This is a genomic window from Streptomyces sp. NPDC048424, from assembly GCF_040651555.1.
In the GTDB taxonomy this organism is placed as follows: domain Bacteria; phylum Actinomycetota; class Actinomycetes; order Streptomycetales; family Streptomycetaceae; genus Streptomyces.
In genome coordinates this window covers 17,771-35,242 of record NZ_JBEZKE010000022.1, presented here as the reverse complement: position 1 = coordinate 35,242, position 17,472 = coordinate 17,771, and the positions used below count along the sequence as shown (strand labels likewise).

The 17,472-nt window shown below is 73.0% G+C and carries 18 protein-coding genes; 10 read left to right on the top strand and 8 right to left on the bottom strand.

Features of this window, described 5'->3' with window-relative positions; all coding sequences use genetic code 11:
- Positions 1 to 113: 113 nt before the first annotated feature.
- Entirely contained in the window at positions 114 to 518 is a 405-nt protein-coding gene (locus tag AB0D29_RS27140; RefSeq protein ID WP_362857793.1) for an ATP-binding protein, read from the top strand.
- A 162-nt stretch (positions 519 to 680) separates the two neighbouring features.
- On the opposite strand, the gene AB0D29_RS27135 is transcribed toward AB0D29_RS27140, so the two are convergent.
- Positions 681 to 1,409 carry a DUF72 domain-containing protein gene (locus tag AB0D29_RS27135; RefSeq protein WP_362857907.1) on the bottom strand — a complete coding sequence of 243 codons (729 nt, stop codon included), beginning with the start codon at positions 1,407 to 1,409 and terminating at the stop codon, positions 681 to 683.
- Positions 1,410 to 1,417: 8 nt separating this feature from the next.
- Entirely contained in the window at positions 1,418 to 1,945 is a 528-nt protein-coding gene (locus AB0D29_RS27130; RefSeq protein ID WP_362857791.1) for an ATP-binding protein, read from the bottom strand.
- A 226-nt stretch (positions 1,946 to 2,171) separates the two neighbouring features.
- On the opposite strand from AB0D29_RS27130, the gene AB0D29_RS27125 reads away from it, so the two are divergent.
- The 4 genes from AB0D29_RS27125 to AB0D29_RS27110 all read left to right on the top strand — a co-directional run bounded on the left by AB0D29_RS27125 (position 2,172) and on the right by AB0D29_RS27110 (position 5,212).
- Complete coding sequence (locus tag AB0D29_RS27125) at positions 2,172 to 3,128, top strand: SigB/SigF/SigG family RNA polymerase sigma factor (protein WP_362857790.1); 957 nt, start codon at positions 2,172 to 2,174, stop codon at positions 3,126 to 3,128.
- Between the two features lie 82 nt (positions 3,129 to 3,210).
- On the top strand, positions 3,211 to 3,459 hold the full coding sequence (locus AB0D29_RS27120; RefSeq protein ID WP_362857788.1) for a BON domain-containing protein: 249 nt from the start codon (positions 3,211 to 3,213) through the stop codon (positions 3,457 to 3,459).
- Complete coding sequence (locus AB0D29_RS27115; protein ID WP_362857786.1) at positions 3,456 to 4,175, top strand: metallophosphoesterase; 720 nt, start codon at positions 3,456 to 3,458, stop codon at positions 4,173 to 4,175. The genes AB0D29_RS27120 and AB0D29_RS27115 overlap by 4 nt, the downstream gene beginning before the upstream one ends.
- A 68-nt stretch (positions 4,176 to 4,243) precedes the next feature.
- Complete coding sequence (locus AB0D29_RS27110; protein ID WP_362857784.1) at positions 4,244 to 5,212, top strand: TIGR03557 family F420-dependent LLM class oxidoreductase; 969 nt, start codon at positions 4,244 to 4,246, stop codon at positions 5,210 to 5,212.
- Between the two features lie 103 nt (positions 5,213 to 5,315).
- Here the strand turns inward: AB0D29_RS27110 and AB0D29_RS27105 are convergent, their stop codons facing one another.
- Positions 5,316 to 6,521 carry an FUSC family protein gene (locus AB0D29_RS27105; protein ID WP_362857782.1) on the bottom strand — a complete coding sequence of 402 codons (1,206 nt, stop codon included), beginning with the start codon at positions 6,519 to 6,521 and terminating at the stop codon, positions 5,316 to 5,318.
- Between the two features lie 330 nt (positions 6,522 to 6,851).
- Entirely contained in the window at positions 6,852 to 7,946 is a 1,095-nt protein-coding gene (locus AB0D29_RS27100; RefSeq protein WP_362857781.1) for a glutamate--cysteine ligase, read from the bottom strand.
- A gap of 214 nt (positions 7,947 to 8,160) precedes the next feature.
- Here AB0D29_RS27100 and AB0D29_RS27095 point away from each other — a divergent pair, with 214 nt between their 5' ends.
- From AB0D29_RS27095 to AB0D29_RS27080, 4 genes are all read left to right on the top strand, one after another.
- Complete coding sequence (locus tag AB0D29_RS27095) at positions 8,161 to 8,889, top strand: SOS response-associated peptidase (RefSeq protein WP_362857779.1); 729 nt, start codon at positions 8,161 to 8,163, stop codon at positions 8,887 to 8,889.
- 142 nt (positions 8,890 to 9,031) lie between these two features.
- Entirely contained in the window at positions 9,032 to 9,460 is a 429-nt protein-coding gene (locus AB0D29_RS27090; RefSeq protein ID WP_362857777.1) for a hypothetical protein, read from the top strand.
- Between the two features lie 23 nt (positions 9,461 to 9,483).
- Complete coding sequence (locus AB0D29_RS27085; protein WP_362857905.1) at positions 9,484 to 9,717, top strand: helix-turn-helix transcriptional regulator; 234 nt, start codon at positions 9,484 to 9,486, stop codon at positions 9,715 to 9,717.
- On the top strand, positions 9,714 to 10,688 hold the full coding sequence (locus AB0D29_RS27080; protein WP_362857775.1) for an NAD(P)-dependent alcohol dehydrogenase: 975 nt from the start codon (positions 9,714 to 9,716) through the stop codon (positions 10,686 to 10,688). Before AB0D29_RS27085 ends, AB0D29_RS27080 begins: the two co-directional genes overlap by 4 nt.
- Here the strand turns inward: AB0D29_RS27080 and AB0D29_RS27075 are convergent.
- Positions 10,683 to 11,591, bottom strand: coding sequence for an endonuclease/exonuclease/phosphatase family protein (locus AB0D29_RS27075; RefSeq protein WP_362857773.1), 909 nt, complete (start codon positions 11,589 to 11,591; stop codon positions 10,683 to 10,685). The two genes, AB0D29_RS27080 and AB0D29_RS27075, sit on opposite strands and share 6 nt — an antisense overlap.
- Positions 11,592 to 12,316: 725 nt before the next feature.
- Here AB0D29_RS27075 and AB0D29_RS27070 point away from each other — a divergent pair.
- Positions 12,317 to 12,817: a hypothetical protein gene (locus AB0D29_RS27070; RefSeq protein ID WP_362857772.1), complete on the top strand. Its 501-nt coding sequence runs from the start codon at positions 12,317 to 12,319 to the stop codon at positions 12,815 to 12,817.
- An 18-nt stretch (positions 12,818 to 12,835) separates the two neighbouring features.
- On the opposite strand, the gene AB0D29_RS27065 is transcribed toward AB0D29_RS27070, so the two are convergent.
- From AB0D29_RS27065 to AB0D29_RS27055, 3 genes are all read right to left on the bottom strand, one after another.
- Complete coding sequence (locus AB0D29_RS27065; protein ID WP_362857770.1) at positions 12,836 to 13,471, bottom strand: hypothetical protein; 636 nt, start codon at positions 13,469 to 13,471, stop codon at positions 12,836 to 12,838.
- A gap of 146 nt (positions 13,472 to 13,617) precedes the next feature.
- Positions 13,618 to 15,684 carry an RICIN domain-containing protein gene (locus tag AB0D29_RS27060; protein ID WP_362857769.1) on the bottom strand — a complete coding sequence of 689 codons (2,067 nt, stop codon included), beginning with the start codon at positions 15,682 to 15,684 and terminating at the stop codon, positions 13,618 to 13,620.
- A gap of 309 nt (positions 15,685 to 15,993) precedes the next feature.
- The gene (locus AB0D29_RS27055) at positions 15,994 to 17,445 is read right to left on the bottom strand and encodes a DUF6493 family protein (protein WP_362857767.1); all 1,452 of its coding nucleotides are present in this window, start codon (positions 17,443 to 17,445) and stop codon (positions 15,994 to 15,996) included.
- Between the last annotated feature and the right edge of the window lie 27 nt (positions 17,446 to 17,472).

Genomic DNA, 17,472 nt, shown 5'->3' with positions numbered 1-17,472 from the left:
GCACCCCTGCCATCGGAACCGGGCCGTGTGTGCGGGGCGGGACACGGGGCAGACGCCCGAAAGGGCCGAAAGGGCAGCGATCGGGAACGATCCAGGAGAGGCAGGTGTGCGGTGTGACCACCGGCGACCATCCGCTCCGGCAGAGCCGGCCCGGACACACCGTGGACGCCTGCGAGGCGCGCGTGCTCGTGGCCGGGCTGCTCGCCCCCGCGCCCGGCGGATCGGGGCCGGGCGACGCCGTCATCGCCGACGCCCTGCTCGTCACGTCGGAACTGGTCACCAACGCCTTCCGGCACGGAGGCGGCCTCACCGGCTTCACCGCCGAGACGGACGGCCGCACCCTCACGATCAGCGTCAGCGACGCCAGCAGTGAGGCTCCCCGCACCGCCGCGGACCACGGCGCCATGTCGGAGGGCGGCTTCGGATGGGAGCTGGTCCATCTCCTGGCACGCCGGGTCTCCGTGGCCCTCCTCCCCGGTGGCGGCAAGACCATCGAGGTCACGCTCGTCCTGGTGTGACCGTGTGACCGTGTGACCGTGTGACCGGCGTCCGTGCGCCGGTGCGCCTTCGCGCCGTTCGTGCCGTTCGCGGGGAAACTGGTCCGCCCCGGGTTCGTGACCACGGGGCGGCAGCCGTCGTCTGCCCGGCCCCGTACGTCCGCAAACCACCCGGCGGGCGGATCACCGCGCCGCCACCAGCCGGCCGAAGGCCAGGGCGTCCACGACGGCCGCACCGCCCGCGTCGTTGTTGAAATAGGCGAAGACATCGGCGTCCGGCGGCCACGTGTCCGCGATCCGCCCGGCCCAGGACGTCAGCGCGGTCCTGCCGTACCGGGGGAAGGGGCGGGCGCGGCCCTCGTGGAAGCGTACGTAACCCCATTCGGCCGTCCGCCACAGCGGGGTGACGGGCCGTGAACCGCGGTCCGCCCAACACAGGGCGGCACGGTGCGCGACCAGCACGGAACGCACCTCGGAGGTCCACCACGAGTCGTGCCGCGGCTCGACGGCCACGCGCGTCCCGCGCGGGAAACAGGCGAGACAGGCGTCCAGGACTTCCGCGTCCGCGCGCAGGGTCGGCGGCAGTTGCAGCAGCACCGGCCCCAGCCGGTCGCCGAGCGCACCGCCGTGCTCCATCAGGCGCCGGACGGGCTCCTCGGGATCCCTCAGCCGCTTGATGTGCGTCAGGAAGCGGCTGGCCTTCACCGCCATGACGAACCCGGGCGGCGTGCGCTCCCGCCACGCGGCGAAGGTCGCGGGGTCGGGCAGCCGGTAGAACGCGTTGTTGCTCTCGACCGTGCCGAAGTGCCGGGCGTACTCCTCCAGCCACAGCCGTCGCGGAACACCCGCCGGGTACAGGACCCCCGCCCAGTCCGCGTACTGCCACCCCGAGGTGCCCACGAACACCGGCACGGCGCCGCTCACCCACTCTCGTCGCTCTCGTCACCCTCGTCGTCCTGGCCGTGGTCACCGTCCCCGAGCGGTGGCGGCCAGGGCGGGGGGACCTCCAGCCATACGGTCTTCCCGGTCCGCCCGGTGCCGGCCGGCCGCCACCCCCAGGTGCGGGACAGGCGCTCCAGCACCATCAGGCCGTGGCCGCCCGGGAGGGCGGGATCACCACGAGGGCGGAGCACCGGCCGCTCGGGGCTGCGGTCGCTGACCTCGATGAGCAACCCCTCGGCCGCATGACTCAGCACCAGCTCGCTCGGGCCGCCCGCGTGCAGACAGGCGTTGGCGACCACCTCGGAGACCAGGAGCAGGACGTCCTCCACCCGTTCCCGGAGCCGCTCCCGCTCGTCTTCGTCCTGCTCCTGCTGGTCCTTCGACGCGGGGATCCACTGCCAGTCCGCGAGTGCCTTCCGGGTGAAGTCCCGGCAGCGAGTGACCGCCCCGGTCCCGCCGCGCAGCAGCAGCCGACGAGTCTGCCGGCCGGCCGCCGTCGCCTGCATGGGAACCTCCAACCCGAGGCCCTGCTCCTGCCCGGCTGCTGCCCGCTGCGCCGGTCGTCATGCCTGCCCGGGCCGCGGCTGCCACCGCGGTGACGGGTACGGCAGTGGGGTATGCGGAGACGAAAACCGGGGGAGTGGGCGAGTCGGCAGCCGAGTAAAGGGTATAAATCGGTGTGAAGCGGACTGTACGGTCCGACTTCCCCGTCGGAGGCGGAGGCCCCTTCTCATGACTCCGAACACGTCCAGCACCTCGTACTCCTCGCACTCTTCGTACACGGCGTGGCGCGACCCGGACGATCCGCTGGCCGAGCCGCGGAAGGCCAGCACGGCGGACGCCCGCGCGCTCTCCGTGGTGCTCTTCCGGCGGCTGAACACCCTGGCGGAGGGGACCGCGGAGTACTCGTACGTCCGCAACACCCTCATCGAACTCAATCTCAGCCTGGTCAAGTTCGCGGCCCGCCGCTTCCGCGGCCGCAGCGAACCCATGGAGGACATCGTCCAGGTCGGCACCGTGGGCCTGATCAAGGCCATCAACCGGTACGACGTGACGCGCGGGGTGGAGTTCACCTCGTTCGCCCTCCCCACCATCACCGGCGAGATCAAGCGCTTCTTCCGCGACACCAGCTGGGCCGTGAAGGTGCCCCGCCGCCTCCAGGAGCTCCGACAGGGCCTGGCCAGGGCATCCGACGAGCTGGAGCAGGAGATGGGCCGGCTCCCCACCGACGCCGAACTGGCCGCGCACCTCGGGATCAGCGACGCCGAGCTGGCGGAGGGCCGGCAGGCCGCGCAGGCCTACTCCTCCCGCTCCCTCGACATGTCCGTACAGGAGGACGCCGACCCCGGCACCGCCCAGCGCGCACTGGGCCGCGAGGAACCCGCCTACGAGCGGATCGAGGACCTGGCGGCCCTCAAACCGCTGATCGAGCGGCTGCCCGAGCGGGACCGGGAGATCCTCTCCCTGCGCTTCGGCCAGGAGCTGACGCAGTCCGAGATCGGAGAGCTCCTCGGCATCTCGCAGATGCACGTGTCGCGCCTGCTCAACCGGACCCTGCGGAACCTGCGCAGCGGACTCCTGACCGATGCCCCGCCGGCCGATGAGGATGAGCCGGCGGCGGAGCCGTCGCCGGATCCCCGCGAGGGCGGAGCACGGGCCGTACGCCGGGAAACCGCGGCGTCAGGCTGACCGGCGAGACGGCGCCAGACGGCGTGGGACGCGAGACGGCAGGAGACGGCGCGAAGCCGTCCGGGCCAGGGCGGGAGGACCCGTGGAAGAGCCGGTGGAGTACCGCATCGAGCACCTGAGGCAACGACTCGCCGCGGCGGACATCGCCGAACTCGGCGTCCGCGTGGACCTGCGGGGACACACCGTCGTCCTGTCCGGCACCGTCGGGACGCCCGAATGCCGGGCGACGGTACGGGAGATCGCGGAGGACGAACTGGCGGGCGTCCCCCTGCTGACCGACCTCGTCGTGGGCCACACGGACCCCCCGGAACACTCGGAGGTGCTGAGGTGATCCGCGTGGCAGCCGTCGGGGACATCCACCTCGGGCCGGACAGCCAGGGACTCCTGCGGCCGGCCTTCGAGACGCTCCCCCGCCACGCGGACGTCCTGCTGCTCGCGGGGGACCTCACCCGCCACGGCACGGCCGCCGAGGCCCGTGTGGTCGCGGCCGAGGTCGCCGAACTGCCCGTGCCGGTCGTGGCCGTGCTCGGCAACCACGACTACCAGAGCGACGAACAGGACACGGTGACGCGGGTCCTGGTGGAGGCGGGGGTGAGCGTGCTGGAGGGCGAGGGCGTGGTCCTCGACCTGGACGGCGTCAAGGTGGGGGTGGCGGGGACGAAGGGGTTCTGCGGCGGCTTCGCGGGGCGCAGCGGCAGCGAGTTCGGGGAACCCGAGATGAAGTCCTTCATCGGCTACACCCGCAGGTGCGCCCAGGGGCTGTTCCGCGCGCTGCGCGAGGTGACGGACGCGGGCTGCGACGTACGGATCGCGCTCACCCACTTCTCCCCGGTGCCGGACACCCTGGCCGGGGAGCCGCCGGAGATCTACCCGTTCCTCGGGAGCTACCTGCTCGCCGAGGCGATGGACGAGGCGGGCGCGGACCTCGCCGTGCACGGCCACGCCCACCTGGGTACGGAACACGGAGTGACGGCGGGCGGTGTGCGGGTCCGCAACGTCGCGATGCCGGTGATCGACCGCGCCTTCGCCGTCTACCACCTGAGCTGAGCCGAGTCGAGGCCGGACCGCGCGCGTCGAACCGGTTTGAAGGACCGCGTGCGGGTCAGACGCCGGACATGGTTGCCATCGGATACACCATGATGACGGAGCAGGCCGGCCCCCGGGAGCTCGTGGAGCACGTGGTGGGCGCGGAGGCCGCCGGATTCGACTTCTCCGTCATCTCCGACCACTACTTCCCCTGGCTCGACGAGCAGGGCCATTCCCCCTACGCGTGGAGCGTGCTGGGGGCCGCCGCGCAGGCGACCGAGCGGATTCCCCTGATGACCTTCGTGACCTGCCCGACGTACCGGTACCACCCGGCCGTCGTCGCCCAGAAGGCCGCGACGATGCAACTCCTGTCCCAGGGACGGTTCAGGCTGGGCCTCGGCTCCGGCGAGAACCTCAACGAGCACGTCGTCGGCGTGGGCTGGCCCTCCCCGCGCGAGCGCCTGGAGCGGCTGGAGGAAGCCGTCGTCATCATCCGCAGGCTGCTCGCCGGCGAGACCGTCGACCACGACGGGCCCCACTTCCGCATCGACCGCGCCACCTTGTGGGACCTGCCCGAACGGCCCCCGGACATCGGGATCGCCGTGTCCGGCCCCCGGTCCTGCGCGGTCGCCGGCCGGCAGGCCGACCTCCTCGTCGCCATCGAGCCGGAGCAGCGGCTGCTGGACGACTTCGACCGGCACGGGGGAGCGGGCAAACCCCGCGTCGGCCAGGTCGCGGTCTGCTACGACCCGGACCGGGAGGCCGCGGTGGCCCGCGCCCACGAGCAGTTCCGCTGGTCGCTCGGCGGCTGGCAGGTCAACGCCCAGCTGCGCGGGCCCGCCGCCTTCGCGCAGGCCGCCGAGACCATCGGCCCGGAGGACGTCGCCAAGACCATCCCCTGCGGATCCGAGGTCGAGGAGTTCGTCGAGGCCGTCCGCCCCTACGCCGAAGCCGGCTTCACCGAGGTCGCCCTCGTCCAGATCGGCGGCGGGCACCAGGAGATCTTCCTCGACTGGGCCAAGGCGGAGCTGCTCCCCGCCCTGCGCCGGCTGCGGTGACCGCAGGAGCGGCCTGAACGCCGTCCACGGCACGGGTGGCACGGGTGCGGGGCGCGGGGACGGCGGCCGGGTCACCGGCAGGGCACGTGCCACCCGGGCGGGTTCAGGCCGGGCGGGAGAAGACCCACCGGGTCAGCCGGTGCAGGCGGGGGTAGCGCTCGCGCCGCATGCGGGAGTGCCGGTCCAGTTCCTCGATGAGCCGCTCCGAGCGCTTGTCCACGCCCAGTTCGTCGAGCACCCGGTCCGCCTCGGCGAGCAGCGCCCCGTACAGCTGCCACGCCCCCGGATGGGCACCCGCCTCCTGTTGGAGGAGCTCGGCGAGCTGGTCCCGGCTGACGCGGGCCGTAGACAGCTCCCGGGTGAGCTTCTCCTCGGCCTGTTCGGCGTTCGCGCTGACCTGCGCGGTGATGAGCTCGGCGAAGCTCTCCACGGCGACGGCCAGGTGCCCGTACAGGTCGCGCAGGGCGCCGGCGATGGGCGGTGGGAAGATCGGACCCGTCGAGTGCGCCTTCGCGAGGTCCGTCAGGGTCCGGCAGGAGACCCGCAGCACCACCGCGCAGATCTCCAGGGTGTCCAGCCCGGTGCGCAGCACCAGGCGGAACAGCAGCCCCTCCCGCACCCGCGGATTGAGCCGCAGGCTGTCCTCGGCCTGCCTCAGGGACGCGTCGACCAGCGCGATGTCGTTGTCGAGCCGACGGGCCTCGTGGAGGTGGGCGGCGGCCTTCTCGACCGGCGTGTGCTCGGCGAGCTGGTCGCCGATGTGACCGAGGAGGGAGCGCATGCGCCGGGCGAGGTCCGTGATGGCCTCGCTCGCCGGCCCGATCCACACGGGGGGTACGAACAGGAAGTTGAACAGCAGGCCGACCGCCGCGCCGATCAGCGTCTCCAGCACCCGGTCCCAGGCGGTGTCCGTCACGCTGGTCACGCCCAGCACCAGCATCGCGCTGATCGCGACCTCGGGTACGAACTCCCCGGCCTTCACCAGCGGCCCGATGGCGAGCGAGACCAGGATGATCAGCCCGAGGCTCCACCAGGTCAGGCCCACGAGCGCACTGAAACCGATCGCGAGCAGCACCCCGGCCACGACCGAGTTGACCCGCCGGATACCGGTGGTGAGCGTGGAGTAGAGGGTGACCTGCACGACGAGCAGCGCGGTGAGCGGAGCCGTCAAGGGCGCGGGTTCGTCGCTGAGCCGGAGCGCGACGACGTACGAGATGACGGCGGCCGCGGTCGAGCGCACGGTCTGTACGACCGCGGGCTCCCGGTGACGGCGGACGAGGGCGCGCAGGGGGGCGATGGCTTGTGGCATATTCCGCCCCTTCCCCGTCGGCGGGAAGATCAACGGGGTGTCGACGCGCCTCTTGCGGCGCCCGGGCCGCCGCGGCCGTCCCCGCTCTCGCCGCCGAACCAGTAGTCGCCCGCGGCCAGCGGCCACGAGGACACCGCCCGGTCCCGGGGCTCGGCGCCGGGGCTCCGGGGGCGGCGGCGTACCTCGGCCTCTTCGTCAGGGCGCTCGCGTTCCAGCACAGGAAGACTCCCTTCAGCGGGGTGGGGGGACTGGTTCCATCCTCGGGTCCCGCACCCGATGGCGCACGACGAGAGCAGGTCCGGCAGCTCCGGGCCCGGCGGGACGCGCCCTTCAGGGAGCGGTGCTCTGCGTGGTGATCAGGTCGATCAGTGCCGGCAGGCCGCCTTCGCGCAGCGCCTTGCGCTGCCGTTCGGCCGCGGTGCCCTCACGCAGCATCCGGTGGACGAGGGAGGTCACCTCGCGGACGTCCCCGGCCTCCTCCAGCGCGGGCAGGATGTGCCGCACGAGCAGCGCCACGGCCGCGCGGGCCTCCAGGCGGGCGCCGTCCGGTCCGACCAGAGGTCCCGTCACGCCGTGCCGGGCGGCCTGCCAGGTCGCGGCCTGCAGCATCTCCTGTGAGCACAGGGGCGTGGGCACCCCGCACGCGGAGTCGCGGAGGGCGGTGGCGACCAGCGCCCGCACGATGCCCGCGAACATCACCGCGTCGTCGGCCCGCAGCTGCACGTCGGCGCACCTGATCTCGACGGTCGGATACTTCTCCGACAGCCTCGCCTGCCAGTACAGCTGGCCGATGTCCGCGATGACGCCGGATTCCACCAGTTCGGCCGCACGCAGGTCGTAGTCGGCGTCGTCACGGAAGACGGGGGTGGGGCCGCTCACCGGCCAGCGTCCGAAGACGACGGTGCGCCAGCTCGCGAAGCCGGTGTCGTGCCCCTCCCACAGCGGGGAGTTCGCCGACATCGCGAGCACCGTGGGGAGCCATACGCGGATCCGGTTCAGCACGTCGACGCCCAGCGCCCGGTCCGGGATTCCGACGTGCACGTGCATGCCCGTGATCAGCTGTTCGTCGACGAGGCGAGCGGCGTGGGTGCGCAACGCCAGGTAGCGGCTGACGGGGGTGACGGGCACCGGAGCGACCCCCTTGACCGGCGCGGTTCCCGACAGTGCCGCCTTGCAGCCGCTCGCCTCGGCGGCGGAGCCGACGGCGTGCCGCAGGCGCAGCAGGTGGCCGCCGATCTCCCCCAGGTCGGTGCAGACGGGCGTGGCGACCTCGACCTGGGCCTGGAGGAGCTCGGCCTGTACCTGGTCCCCCGCGGACACCGGATCGAGACCGGCGGCGACCCGCACCGCGCCGCCGTGGGGGACCGGCAGACCCGTCTCCGGATCCACCAGCAGATACTCTTCCTCGACCCCGACAGTGATCATGTGTGTGCGTACCCTGCCGTCGTCCGATGCGTGCGACTGATGTGTGCGTCCGTCTGCCCGCCACGGCCGTTTCGCAAACCGGCCGTCACCTGGGGAGAGCCGGTGCCGCCCCCCGGTCCCGGTCGGTGCGGAAGCCGGCGTTCCGGGTTCGCCCGCCGTACGCACTGCGGCGTGTACCGGCCGGAAAGCCGGCTCAGGTGGCAGGGTGGACGACATGTGCGGCCGTTACGCCTCCACCCGCAGCCCCGAGGACCTGTCCGGCCTCTTCGGGACCACGCCCCCGGACCCCGGGCACCTGCTGGAGCCGAGCTGGAACGTCGCCCCCACCGACGCGGTGTGGGCGGTGCTCGAGCGCGCCGACCGCGAGACCGGAGTGCTGGAACGCCGGCTGCGCCCCCTGCGGTGGGGGCTGGTGCCGTCGTGGTCCAAGAGTGTGACGGGCGGCGCGAAGATGATCAACGCGCGCGTGGAGACGGTGCACGAGAAGCCGGCCTACCGGCGCGCCTTCGCCAAGCGCCGGTGCCTGCTCCCGGCGGACGGGTTCTACGAGTGGGAGCCCGTGCCCGCCTCCGGCACCGCGAAGGCCTACAAGCAGCCGTACTTCATCCGCCCCGAGGACGGGGAGGTGATGGCGATGGCCGGGCTGTACGAGTTCTGGCGCGACCCCGCCGTCGCCGACGACGACGATGCCGCGGCGTGGTGGGCGACCTGCACCATCCTCACCACCGAGGCCACCGACGCGGCCGGCCGCGTGCACCCGCGCATGCCGCTCGCCCTCGCCCCGGCCGACTACGAGGCCTGGCTCGACCCGTCCCACCAGGACGCGGACGAGCTGCGCGCCCTCCTCGCCGCTCCGGCGGGTGGCCGGCTGGACGTCCGCGCGGTGTCGACCGCCGTCAACAACGTCCGCAACAACGGCCCCGAGCTCCTCGACGCGCCGTAGCGCCGGCCGTAGTCAGGGGCCGCACCACCGCACCGAGTAGCGGCCGAAGGGTCCGGCGGCCGGATGTGTACAGAATTCTTGACATCATGTTGTGCTTGCTTGACACTCCAGATGTCGGGTTTTCTTTACATGGGGAGTGGTCGTGGCAGTCGAGGAGAAACGCGCGTGGATCATGATCGTGGTGACGGTCGTGTCCTACGGGGCGTATCTGGCCGTGGTCCTGGGGAGGTCCGGGGACACCCCGCTCGCCCAGGTGCCGTACGTCGCCGCACTGCTCTGGAGCGTCGGCGCGGCCATCGTCGCGTCGATCGCCCTGCACATCACCGTGGCGCTGCTCGCTCCCGAGGGGGACAACACCAAGGACCAGCGCGACAGGGAGATCCACCACTTCGGTGAACACATCGGGCAGTCCTTCGTCGCGATCGGCGGTGTGGTCGGACTCGTCCTGGCCATGGCCGAGGCGGACCAGTTCTGGATCGCCAACGCCATCTACCTGGCGTTCGTCCTGTCGGCTCTCCTCGGATCCATGGCGAAGATCGCCGCCTACCGGATCGGCTTCCAGCCGTGGTGAGGCCCACGAAGGTCACCAACACCATCCGCGCGCTCCGCTTCGCCAACGGCGAGATGACGCAGGCCGAGCTCGCCCGCCGCATCGGCGTGACCCGCCAGACCGTGATCGCCATCGAGCAGGGCCGCTACTCGCCCTCGCTGGAGAAGGCCTTCGAGATCGCCCGCGTGTTCGCCGTACCGCTGGACGCGGTGTTCCAGTACGCCGTGGCCGATTCCGATTCCGAGACCGTGACCCGAGCAGAGGGAGACCACTCATGAAGGCGACCGTCCAGGACACTTACGGACCGCCCTCGGTCCTGCGGCTCGAGGAGACGGACCGGCCGGTGCCGGGCCGCGGCGAGGTCCTCATACGGGTCCACGCGGCCGGCCTGGACCAGGGCGTCTGGCACCTGATGGCGGGCATGCCGTACGCACTGCGCGCCATGGGCTTCGGCCTCCGGGCACCCAAGGTGCGCATCCGCGGCATGGACCTCGCGGGGCGGGTGGAGGCCGTCGGCGCGGACGTCACCCGCTTCCGGCCGGGCGACGAGGTGTACGGCAGCTGCGACGGCTCGTTCGCCGAGTACGCCTGCGCCAAGGAGGACGCGCTCGCGCCGAAACCGCGCGACCTCGGCTTCGAACAGGCCGCCGCCGTACCGGTCTCCGCGTGTACCGCGCTCAAGGCCCTGCGCGACGTCGGCCGGGTGAAGGCCGGGCAGTCCGTCCTCGTCCTCGGCGCGTCGGGCGGGGTCGGCACCTACGCCGTGCAGCTGGCCAAGGTCTTCGGCGCCCGCGTCACCGGAGTCTGCAGCGCCGCCAAGGCGGACCTGGTCCGGTCCATCGGCGCCGACGAGGTCATCGACTACACCGAACACGACCCCGTCGACGGCAGCCGGCACTACGACCTCATCCTCGACATCGCCGGCAACCGGCCCGTCTCCCGGCTGCGCCGCGCCCTCACCCCGCGGGGGACCCTCGTCATCGTCGGCGGGGAAGGAGGCGGCCGGTGGATCGGCGGGAACGAGCGGCAGCTCGGCGCGCTCCTGCTGTCCCCCTTCGTCGGCCACCGCCTGCGCACCGTCGTCGCCATGGAGCACCACCACAGCGACCTCCAGGTGCTCAACGACCTCATCGAGGCCGGGTCGGTGACCCCCGTCGTCGACCGGAGCTACCCGCTCGCCGAAGTGCCCGATGCCATCCGCTACCTGAGGGAGGGCCACGTCCGCGGGAAGATAGTGATCCGGCTATGAACCGCCGAGCGTGATGCGGGCGGCGACCGGCAGGTGGTCGCTGCCGGTGGCGGGCAGCGTCCGGACCTCGGCCACCGTCGCCGAACGGGCCAGGATCTGGTCGATCCGCGACACCGGGAGAGCCGCGGGCCAGCTGAAGGCGATACCGCGCCGGGGCGCCCGCAGCCGAGTGGTGAGCGGGGCGAGACCGCGGTCGTCCACCGTGCCGTTGAGGTCACCCAGCAGGATCACCGTGTCCAGCCGCTCCGCGGCGACGGCCGCACCCAGCAGATCGGCGCTCTCGTCCCGCAGGCCGGAGCTGAAACCGCTCGACCGGATGCGCACCGAGGGCAGGTGGGCGACGTACACGGCGATCTCACCCTGCGGCGTGCGCACCCCGGCCCGCAGGCCACGGCTCCAGCCCTCCCCGATCCCGGCCGGCTTGATGTCCAGGCGCCGGACCTCCGTCAGCGGATGCCGCGACCAGAGTCCGACCGTGCCCTCGACCGCGTGGTGGGGGAACTCCGCCGCCAGGGCCGCCTCGTAGACCGGCAGTGCGGCGGGCGTCAGCTCCTCCAGGGCGACGAGGTCCGGCGCGGTCCGCAGCAGTGCGGCCGCCGTGCCCGCGGGATCGGGGTTCTCGTCACTGACGTTGTGCTGGACCGCCGTGATGTGGCGGGGGCCGCCGTCGGAGGGGAGCAGCAGCCCGCCGAAGTGGACCGCCCACGCGGCGGCGGGCAGCAGCAGGGCCAGCAGGGCGATGGCCGAGCGGCGCACCAGGGCCGGTACGAGCAGGACCGGGACCGCCAGGCCCAGCCAGGGCAGGAAGGCCTCCAGCAGGCTGCCGAGGCGGCCGATGCCGTTGGGCACGGTCCGGTGGAAGACCAGGAGCCCGGCGGTCAGGACGGCGAGCGAGGCCGTCACGCGCCCCCGCGTCCAGGCCGAGCGGCCCCGCGCGTCCCTGCCCCAGCGCCACCGGTCACCATCGCGCTGGCGATCACCACCGTGCGACCGATCACCACCGCGCCACCGGACGCCCGCCCGGCGCCACCGGACGCCGCCGCGCACACCGCTGTCGACCTGCTCCACCAACGCCGCCCCGCCCATCCGCCTTCGGACCCGATTCCCGTCCCGCAGCCATGAGCACGACGTTGCCCGGTACGACGCACCAGCCACCGGCCGGGTTCCCTCCCTCCGGAGGACCGCGCGTGGAAGAGTGATCGCCGGCACGTGACGAGGGGAGAGCCGCATGAGTGCTGCCATGAGGGCTGCGAGGGTCGCGATCGTGACCAGCGAGACCGGCGTCGACCAGGACCCGGACCTCCCAACGGTCCTGACGGCCCTGCGCGCCGCGGGCCTGTCCGCGGAGGCCGTGGCCTGGGACGCGGACCCGAGGGAGTGGGACGGCTTCGACCTGGCCGTCATCCGCTCGACCTGGGACTACGTGGGACGGCTCGAGGAGTTCCTGTCCTGGGCCGACGCGACGGCCCGGGTCACCCGGCTGTGGAACCCGGCGCCGCTGGTGCGCTGGAACAGCGACAAACGCTATCTCCGGGAGCTCGCCGAGCGCGGGGTCCCCGTCGTGCCGACGCGCTTCATCGAACCGGGCGGGCACTACGGCGAGGAGGACTTCGACGGGGACCCACGGAGTGGTGGTCAAGCCCGCGGTCTCCGCGGGCGCCCGCGACACCGCACGGTACGAACCAGGCCGGCAGGCGGACGCCATGGGCCACGCCCGGATGCTGCTGGACCAGGGCCGTACCGCCATGGTCCAGCCCTACCTGCGGCTCGTGGAAGAGGGGGAACGCGCCCTGGTCTTCATCTCCGGCACCTTCAGCCACGCCATCCGCAAGCAGCCGGTGCTCACCGAGGCCGGGGTGACGGACAACTTCCGGGTGCCGCACCCGGGGGCCGCCCCGTACCGGCCCTCCGAGGCGGAGATCAGTACGGCGCGCCAGGCGCTGGCCGCGGTTCCGGCACCGGGCGACCTGATGTTCGCCCGGGTGGACCTGGCCCTGGACGAGGCCAGGCGACCGGTGGTCATGGAGCTGGAACTCATCGAGCCGAATCTGTTCTTCCGGCTCAACCCACAAGGGCTGGAACGTTTCGTCGAAGCCGTGGCGGCCGAGCTCCGGCACGCCACGGCTTAGGCCCTGTCGAAGGCTCCGCTAGGCCAGCCGCCCGAGGCGCATCCGCCGGCGGCGGCGCAGGAAGAGGCCGACGGCCGCCCCGGCCAGGGCGGTCGCCGCCACACCCGCAGTCGTCCACCAGACGGCGTCCCCCTCGGACGCGGAGTCGGCGGCCGGCACCTGCGCCGCGGACGCTGCCGGGGCGGAGGCCGACGGCTGCGCGGCCGACGGGGCAGCGGCCGACGGGGTGCCCGGAGCCGCGGCGGAGGCGGTCGGCGCACCGCTGGCCGGCGCCGGGTCCACCACGGGTACGGCGACTTCGAGTTCGCCGTGTCCGAGGGCCGGGAACCCCACGTCGACGCCCACCTTCCAGGACCCCGGCGGCAGGGCCTCGGCCGTGGTCCAGCCGGCGGGCGCCGCGGCGGGATCGCGCACCAGGCGCCAGGGGCCCAGGGTGCGGGCGCCGTCGACGCTGACCGCGTTCACGGTGGCGGCGACCGCCTCGTCGACGGCGTCCCCGTCGTTCTCCCAGGTGATGTCGGCGGTGACGTGGCCCGCCCGCTGCCCGGTCACCACCACCTTCACGGTGTCTCCGTGTGCGTGGGCCGCAACAGGGGTCAGCAACATGAGGCCGAGTGCGGTCAGGACGGCCGAGAAAGCGATTCGTATGCGCATCGTCGGGGTGCTCCGGTCGAGATGAGGGGGACCGGCGGACGGCCGCGCGGGGCGGCCGTCCGCCGGGGCGGGATCACGGCGTCAGGGCGTCACGGCGGCGGGGCCGCGAGGGCCCGCCGAGCCGTGGCGTCGCGTCGCGGCAGTGCTCAGCCGGCCTTCTGGAGGGTCCAGGCCTGAGCCGCGCGGCCGTCCGCACGTTGGAGGTCGAGCAGCCAGTTCCCGTAGTAGGGGCGGTTGCTGACGGTGAGGGCGAAGCCGCCGCTCGGGTCGGTGACGGTGGTCGCGCCACCGCGGGAGGTCAGCTTCCAGGCCTGCGCCCTGTTGCCCTTGTCGCAGGGCTGCTGCGCGACCCACATGCCCGCGGCGGGCGTGCCGCCCGGCTGCAGGCACTTGCCGGAGACCGCGGACCGCATGCGGACCTGGCCGTTGCCGGCGTCGTCGAAGAACCACTGCTGCTGGGCGTACCCGTTGGCACGGCCGCCGACGAGCACCGTGCCGTCGGCGGTGCGGCCGCCCCACACCTCGGCGGCCATGCCCGTGCTGCCGTTGCCGAGCGTGTACTTGCTGCCCGGGGTGGTCGCCCCGCCGCCCGTTCCCGGGGTCTTGAAGGACGCGGCCTTGCCGGGTCCGCTGTCCCGCCCGGAGCTGTCGCGGACCGAGACGGTGACCGAGTACGAGGTGTTGGGCTGGAGGTTGTAGATGCGCAGCGCCTGCGACTGGACCCAGGTCAGGTGCTTGCCGTTCAGGAGGACCTGGTACCAGGAGGCACCCTCGACCTTGGGCCAGCTCACCACGACGGAGTTCGACTGGATCTGGGCCGCGGTCGCGGCCGGGCCGCCGCCGGGCTTCTTCGTCGGCGTGGGCGTCGGCTTCTTCGTCGGGGTCGGCGTCGGGTTCGGGTTCGGACCCGGGTCGGTGCCGCCACCGCCCTTCGTGCGCATCAGGAACTGGTTGTCGGCGATGTTCCAGTGCGTGGCCAGGTAGCTTCCGGCCTTGGGGCTGGTGTGGAAGTAGTCGTCGTGGTTGCAGTCCAGGATGTTCTCGGCCGCCTGGTTGGTGCAGACGTTGCGCATCTGCGGGTAGTACGGGGTGTCCGAGTAGCACATGACGTCGTACTCGTCGGTGCAGTGGGCGCCACGGCTGGTGTTCGGGGCGCTGTTGTTGACCGCGCCCAGGTTGTGCCCGAGCTCGTGCGCGGCGGTGTGGCCGCCCCAGCAGCCGGAGTCCGTACGGCCGTAGGACGGGCCGAAGTTGCTCTGGTTGGCCTGGCCGGGTCGCTCGTCGCCCGCGAAGGTGCCGATGCCGCAGTAGACCTGGGTGTCCGCGAAGATCATGTACTTGCGGTCGCGGCGGTCGAGGCCCTTGCCGGCGAGCGCGTTGTTGGTCGCGCTGAACTCGGCCAGGGCCGAGGCCGGGAGCTCGATGTTGAGCACGGTGGGGGTGCAGTCCGCGGCCGTGACGTAGCGGATGTGGCGCACGCCGCCGGTCTCCTGGGCGCTCGCCGAGTAGATGAGGTCGGCGTCGGCGGCCCACTTGCGGAACGAGGCGACGTACTCGGAGTAGCGGTCCTTGCCGGGGGCGTGGACGTACACGACCTGCACGCGGTTGCCGGTGCTGCCGTCGCCGTCGCACTGGACGGTCTGGCCCGAGGGGCCCGCGGCGACGGCCTGGCTGCCACCGGCGGCGGCCGGTTCGGGTGCCTTGGCCTTGGTCGCCGCGGCATCGGCGGCGGGCGCGTCCTGAGGACGCCCGCCCCCTTCCTTGGAGGCCGGGTCCTCGGCGGCGGGGCGGGAGGGATCGGCCGCCGGAGCGGTCTCCTTGACGGCCGGGGCGATGTCCTTGGTGATGTCGACGCCCTTGGGCGGGGCGTCGGGGCCGTGGGTGCACAGGCCGGTGTCGGTGCGGTAGACACCGACGCACCGGTCGCCCTTCGGCGCGGCCTGGAGGCCGTCGTAGACCATGCCGCGCTCGTTCTCGTTGGCCGGCGCGGCGGCGATCGGGTCGGGCTCCTGGTCCCGGGCGGGCGCGGCGGCCGGTGCGGCGGCCTCCGCGGCCTGGACGGGCGCCACCGCCTGGGCGCCGTCGCCGAGTCCGGAGTAGGCGATGCCTGCGGCTATCACCGCCGCCGTTGCCGTGGCGGCGGTGATGAGTATCAACCTCCGCGGTTTGCGGCGGTGGTCGGCGGCGGCGCGACGTCTGCGTCGTCCTGTCATGGGCACCTCAAATCGTTGTCGGAAGACTGGGTGCGCGGAAGCCTGCCAGACGAATGCCTCGGAGAATTCGGACAAACGGGAGTCCGCTTCGGGAAATCATTCCGTTACCTGTCGACCTGATTTGACGAACACTCACTTGTCAATAAAACAAGGGGAGTTACGCGCGTTGCGCCGCAATGGTCCAGGCCATTTGAGGCGGGTTGTTATCAAATCGAGATATGAAGCGGAGGCTTATTGACGGGAATTCAGTCAGTAATTCACCTAATTGCTACCAGCCGAATTCTCTTCGTCACGACCCGTGAGGGCGCGTCAGTGCGGGCCGGTGAGCGCGGAGGTGAGGCGGCGGGCTTCGGTGACGAGCCGGTGGGATCCGCTGCGGGCCGCGGCCGCCGCGACCTCCGCCGGCACCGGGCCCGTGGCCCCGCAGCGCTCCACGCACGCGGCGGCGACGGCCAGCACCTCGCCCGCACCCCGTGTCGAGGGCAGGAGGGCCGGCAGGACCTCGGCGAGCACGGCCCACACCGTGGCGTACGCGCCCGCCGCCGCGGCCGAGCGGGCCGCGTCCGCCAGCCGGTTGGGCTTGACCGTGCCCAGGGCCACCATCGAGGACAGCTCGCGGCCCAGCAGCGGGGCGTCCAGCTCGCCCCGGGCCGCCAGCACCAGCAGGGCCTCCACCGCCGGGCGACGGCTCGCCGGGTGCCGTCCGCCCAGCCCCGCCGCGATGGCGCAGTGCAGCCCGGGCCCCGCGGGTCCGCCGAGCAGGGCGAGGTGCGGCAGCATCCAGGCGTCGCCCGGATCGCCGGCCGTCGCGGCCAGCGTCACGCCCGGCAGCAGCCACCGGGCCTGTATGTCCCGGTCCTCGGGCAGCACCGCCGCCCGTACGGCGTGCCCGCCGTGCCAGTGATAGCACTGGGTGAAACCCTCGTGGGGGCGGCCCAGCCACTGGAACGCCTCGGGGAACTCCCGCCGCAGGGCGGGCCGTTCACCGCTCGCGAAGGCGACTTGCGGCACGGCCGCACCGACCCGCGACCAGGCCCGGTGCGCCTCCGGATCGGGCATGACGACCCGGCGCCGCCCCGTGCCCGGTTCACCGTCGGGGCCGAGCCAGGCGGCGAGCCGATCGCCCTCGGCGGTCCCGAGCCGGTCCGCGGCCGCGGCGGCCGCCGGAGCCGCCGGACCGTCCCGCCGTACGCGCAACAGGGCCTGCCCGAAGTCGGCGGGTCCGGGGCGGACGCCCAACCGCCGGTACTCCGCGAGTCGTTCGACGAGCTCGGCCGCCTCCAGCGCGCCCGTGTCCCAGGTGGGTGTGGCCAGCAGGAACGGCTGGGGCGCGCCGGACCGCAGCGCGTACCCGATCTCGCGCACCCGCGCCGCGACGACCAGTTCCAGCCCGCCCTGCGCGCACTCCTCGTGCCCGCGCTGCCGGCGTACGTACTCGGGCTTGAGGCTGTACCCCGCCACCCGCCACAGCAGCGCGGCCACCACCACGTCCACCGCGGCGAGCCGGTGTGCCTCGGTCTCCTCCTCGGGGTAGCGGTGCCCCAGTGTCGTGGACAGGGCCGCCGTGAGTGCGTGGCGGTCGCGGTGCGCGTGCCGCACGAGTCCGTCGAGGACGCGCTCGAACTCCGCGACGGTGTGGACGCGGGAGTCGAGATGAGCCGCCGTCAGCTCGACGGTCCCGGCGACCTCCGAGGGCGAGGCGTCGAGCCGCTGCGCGGGCGGAACGGGCGGGAGGGTGTCCTGAGCGGCGGTCCAGATCATGCCCCAACGCTAGGAGCGCCCACTGAC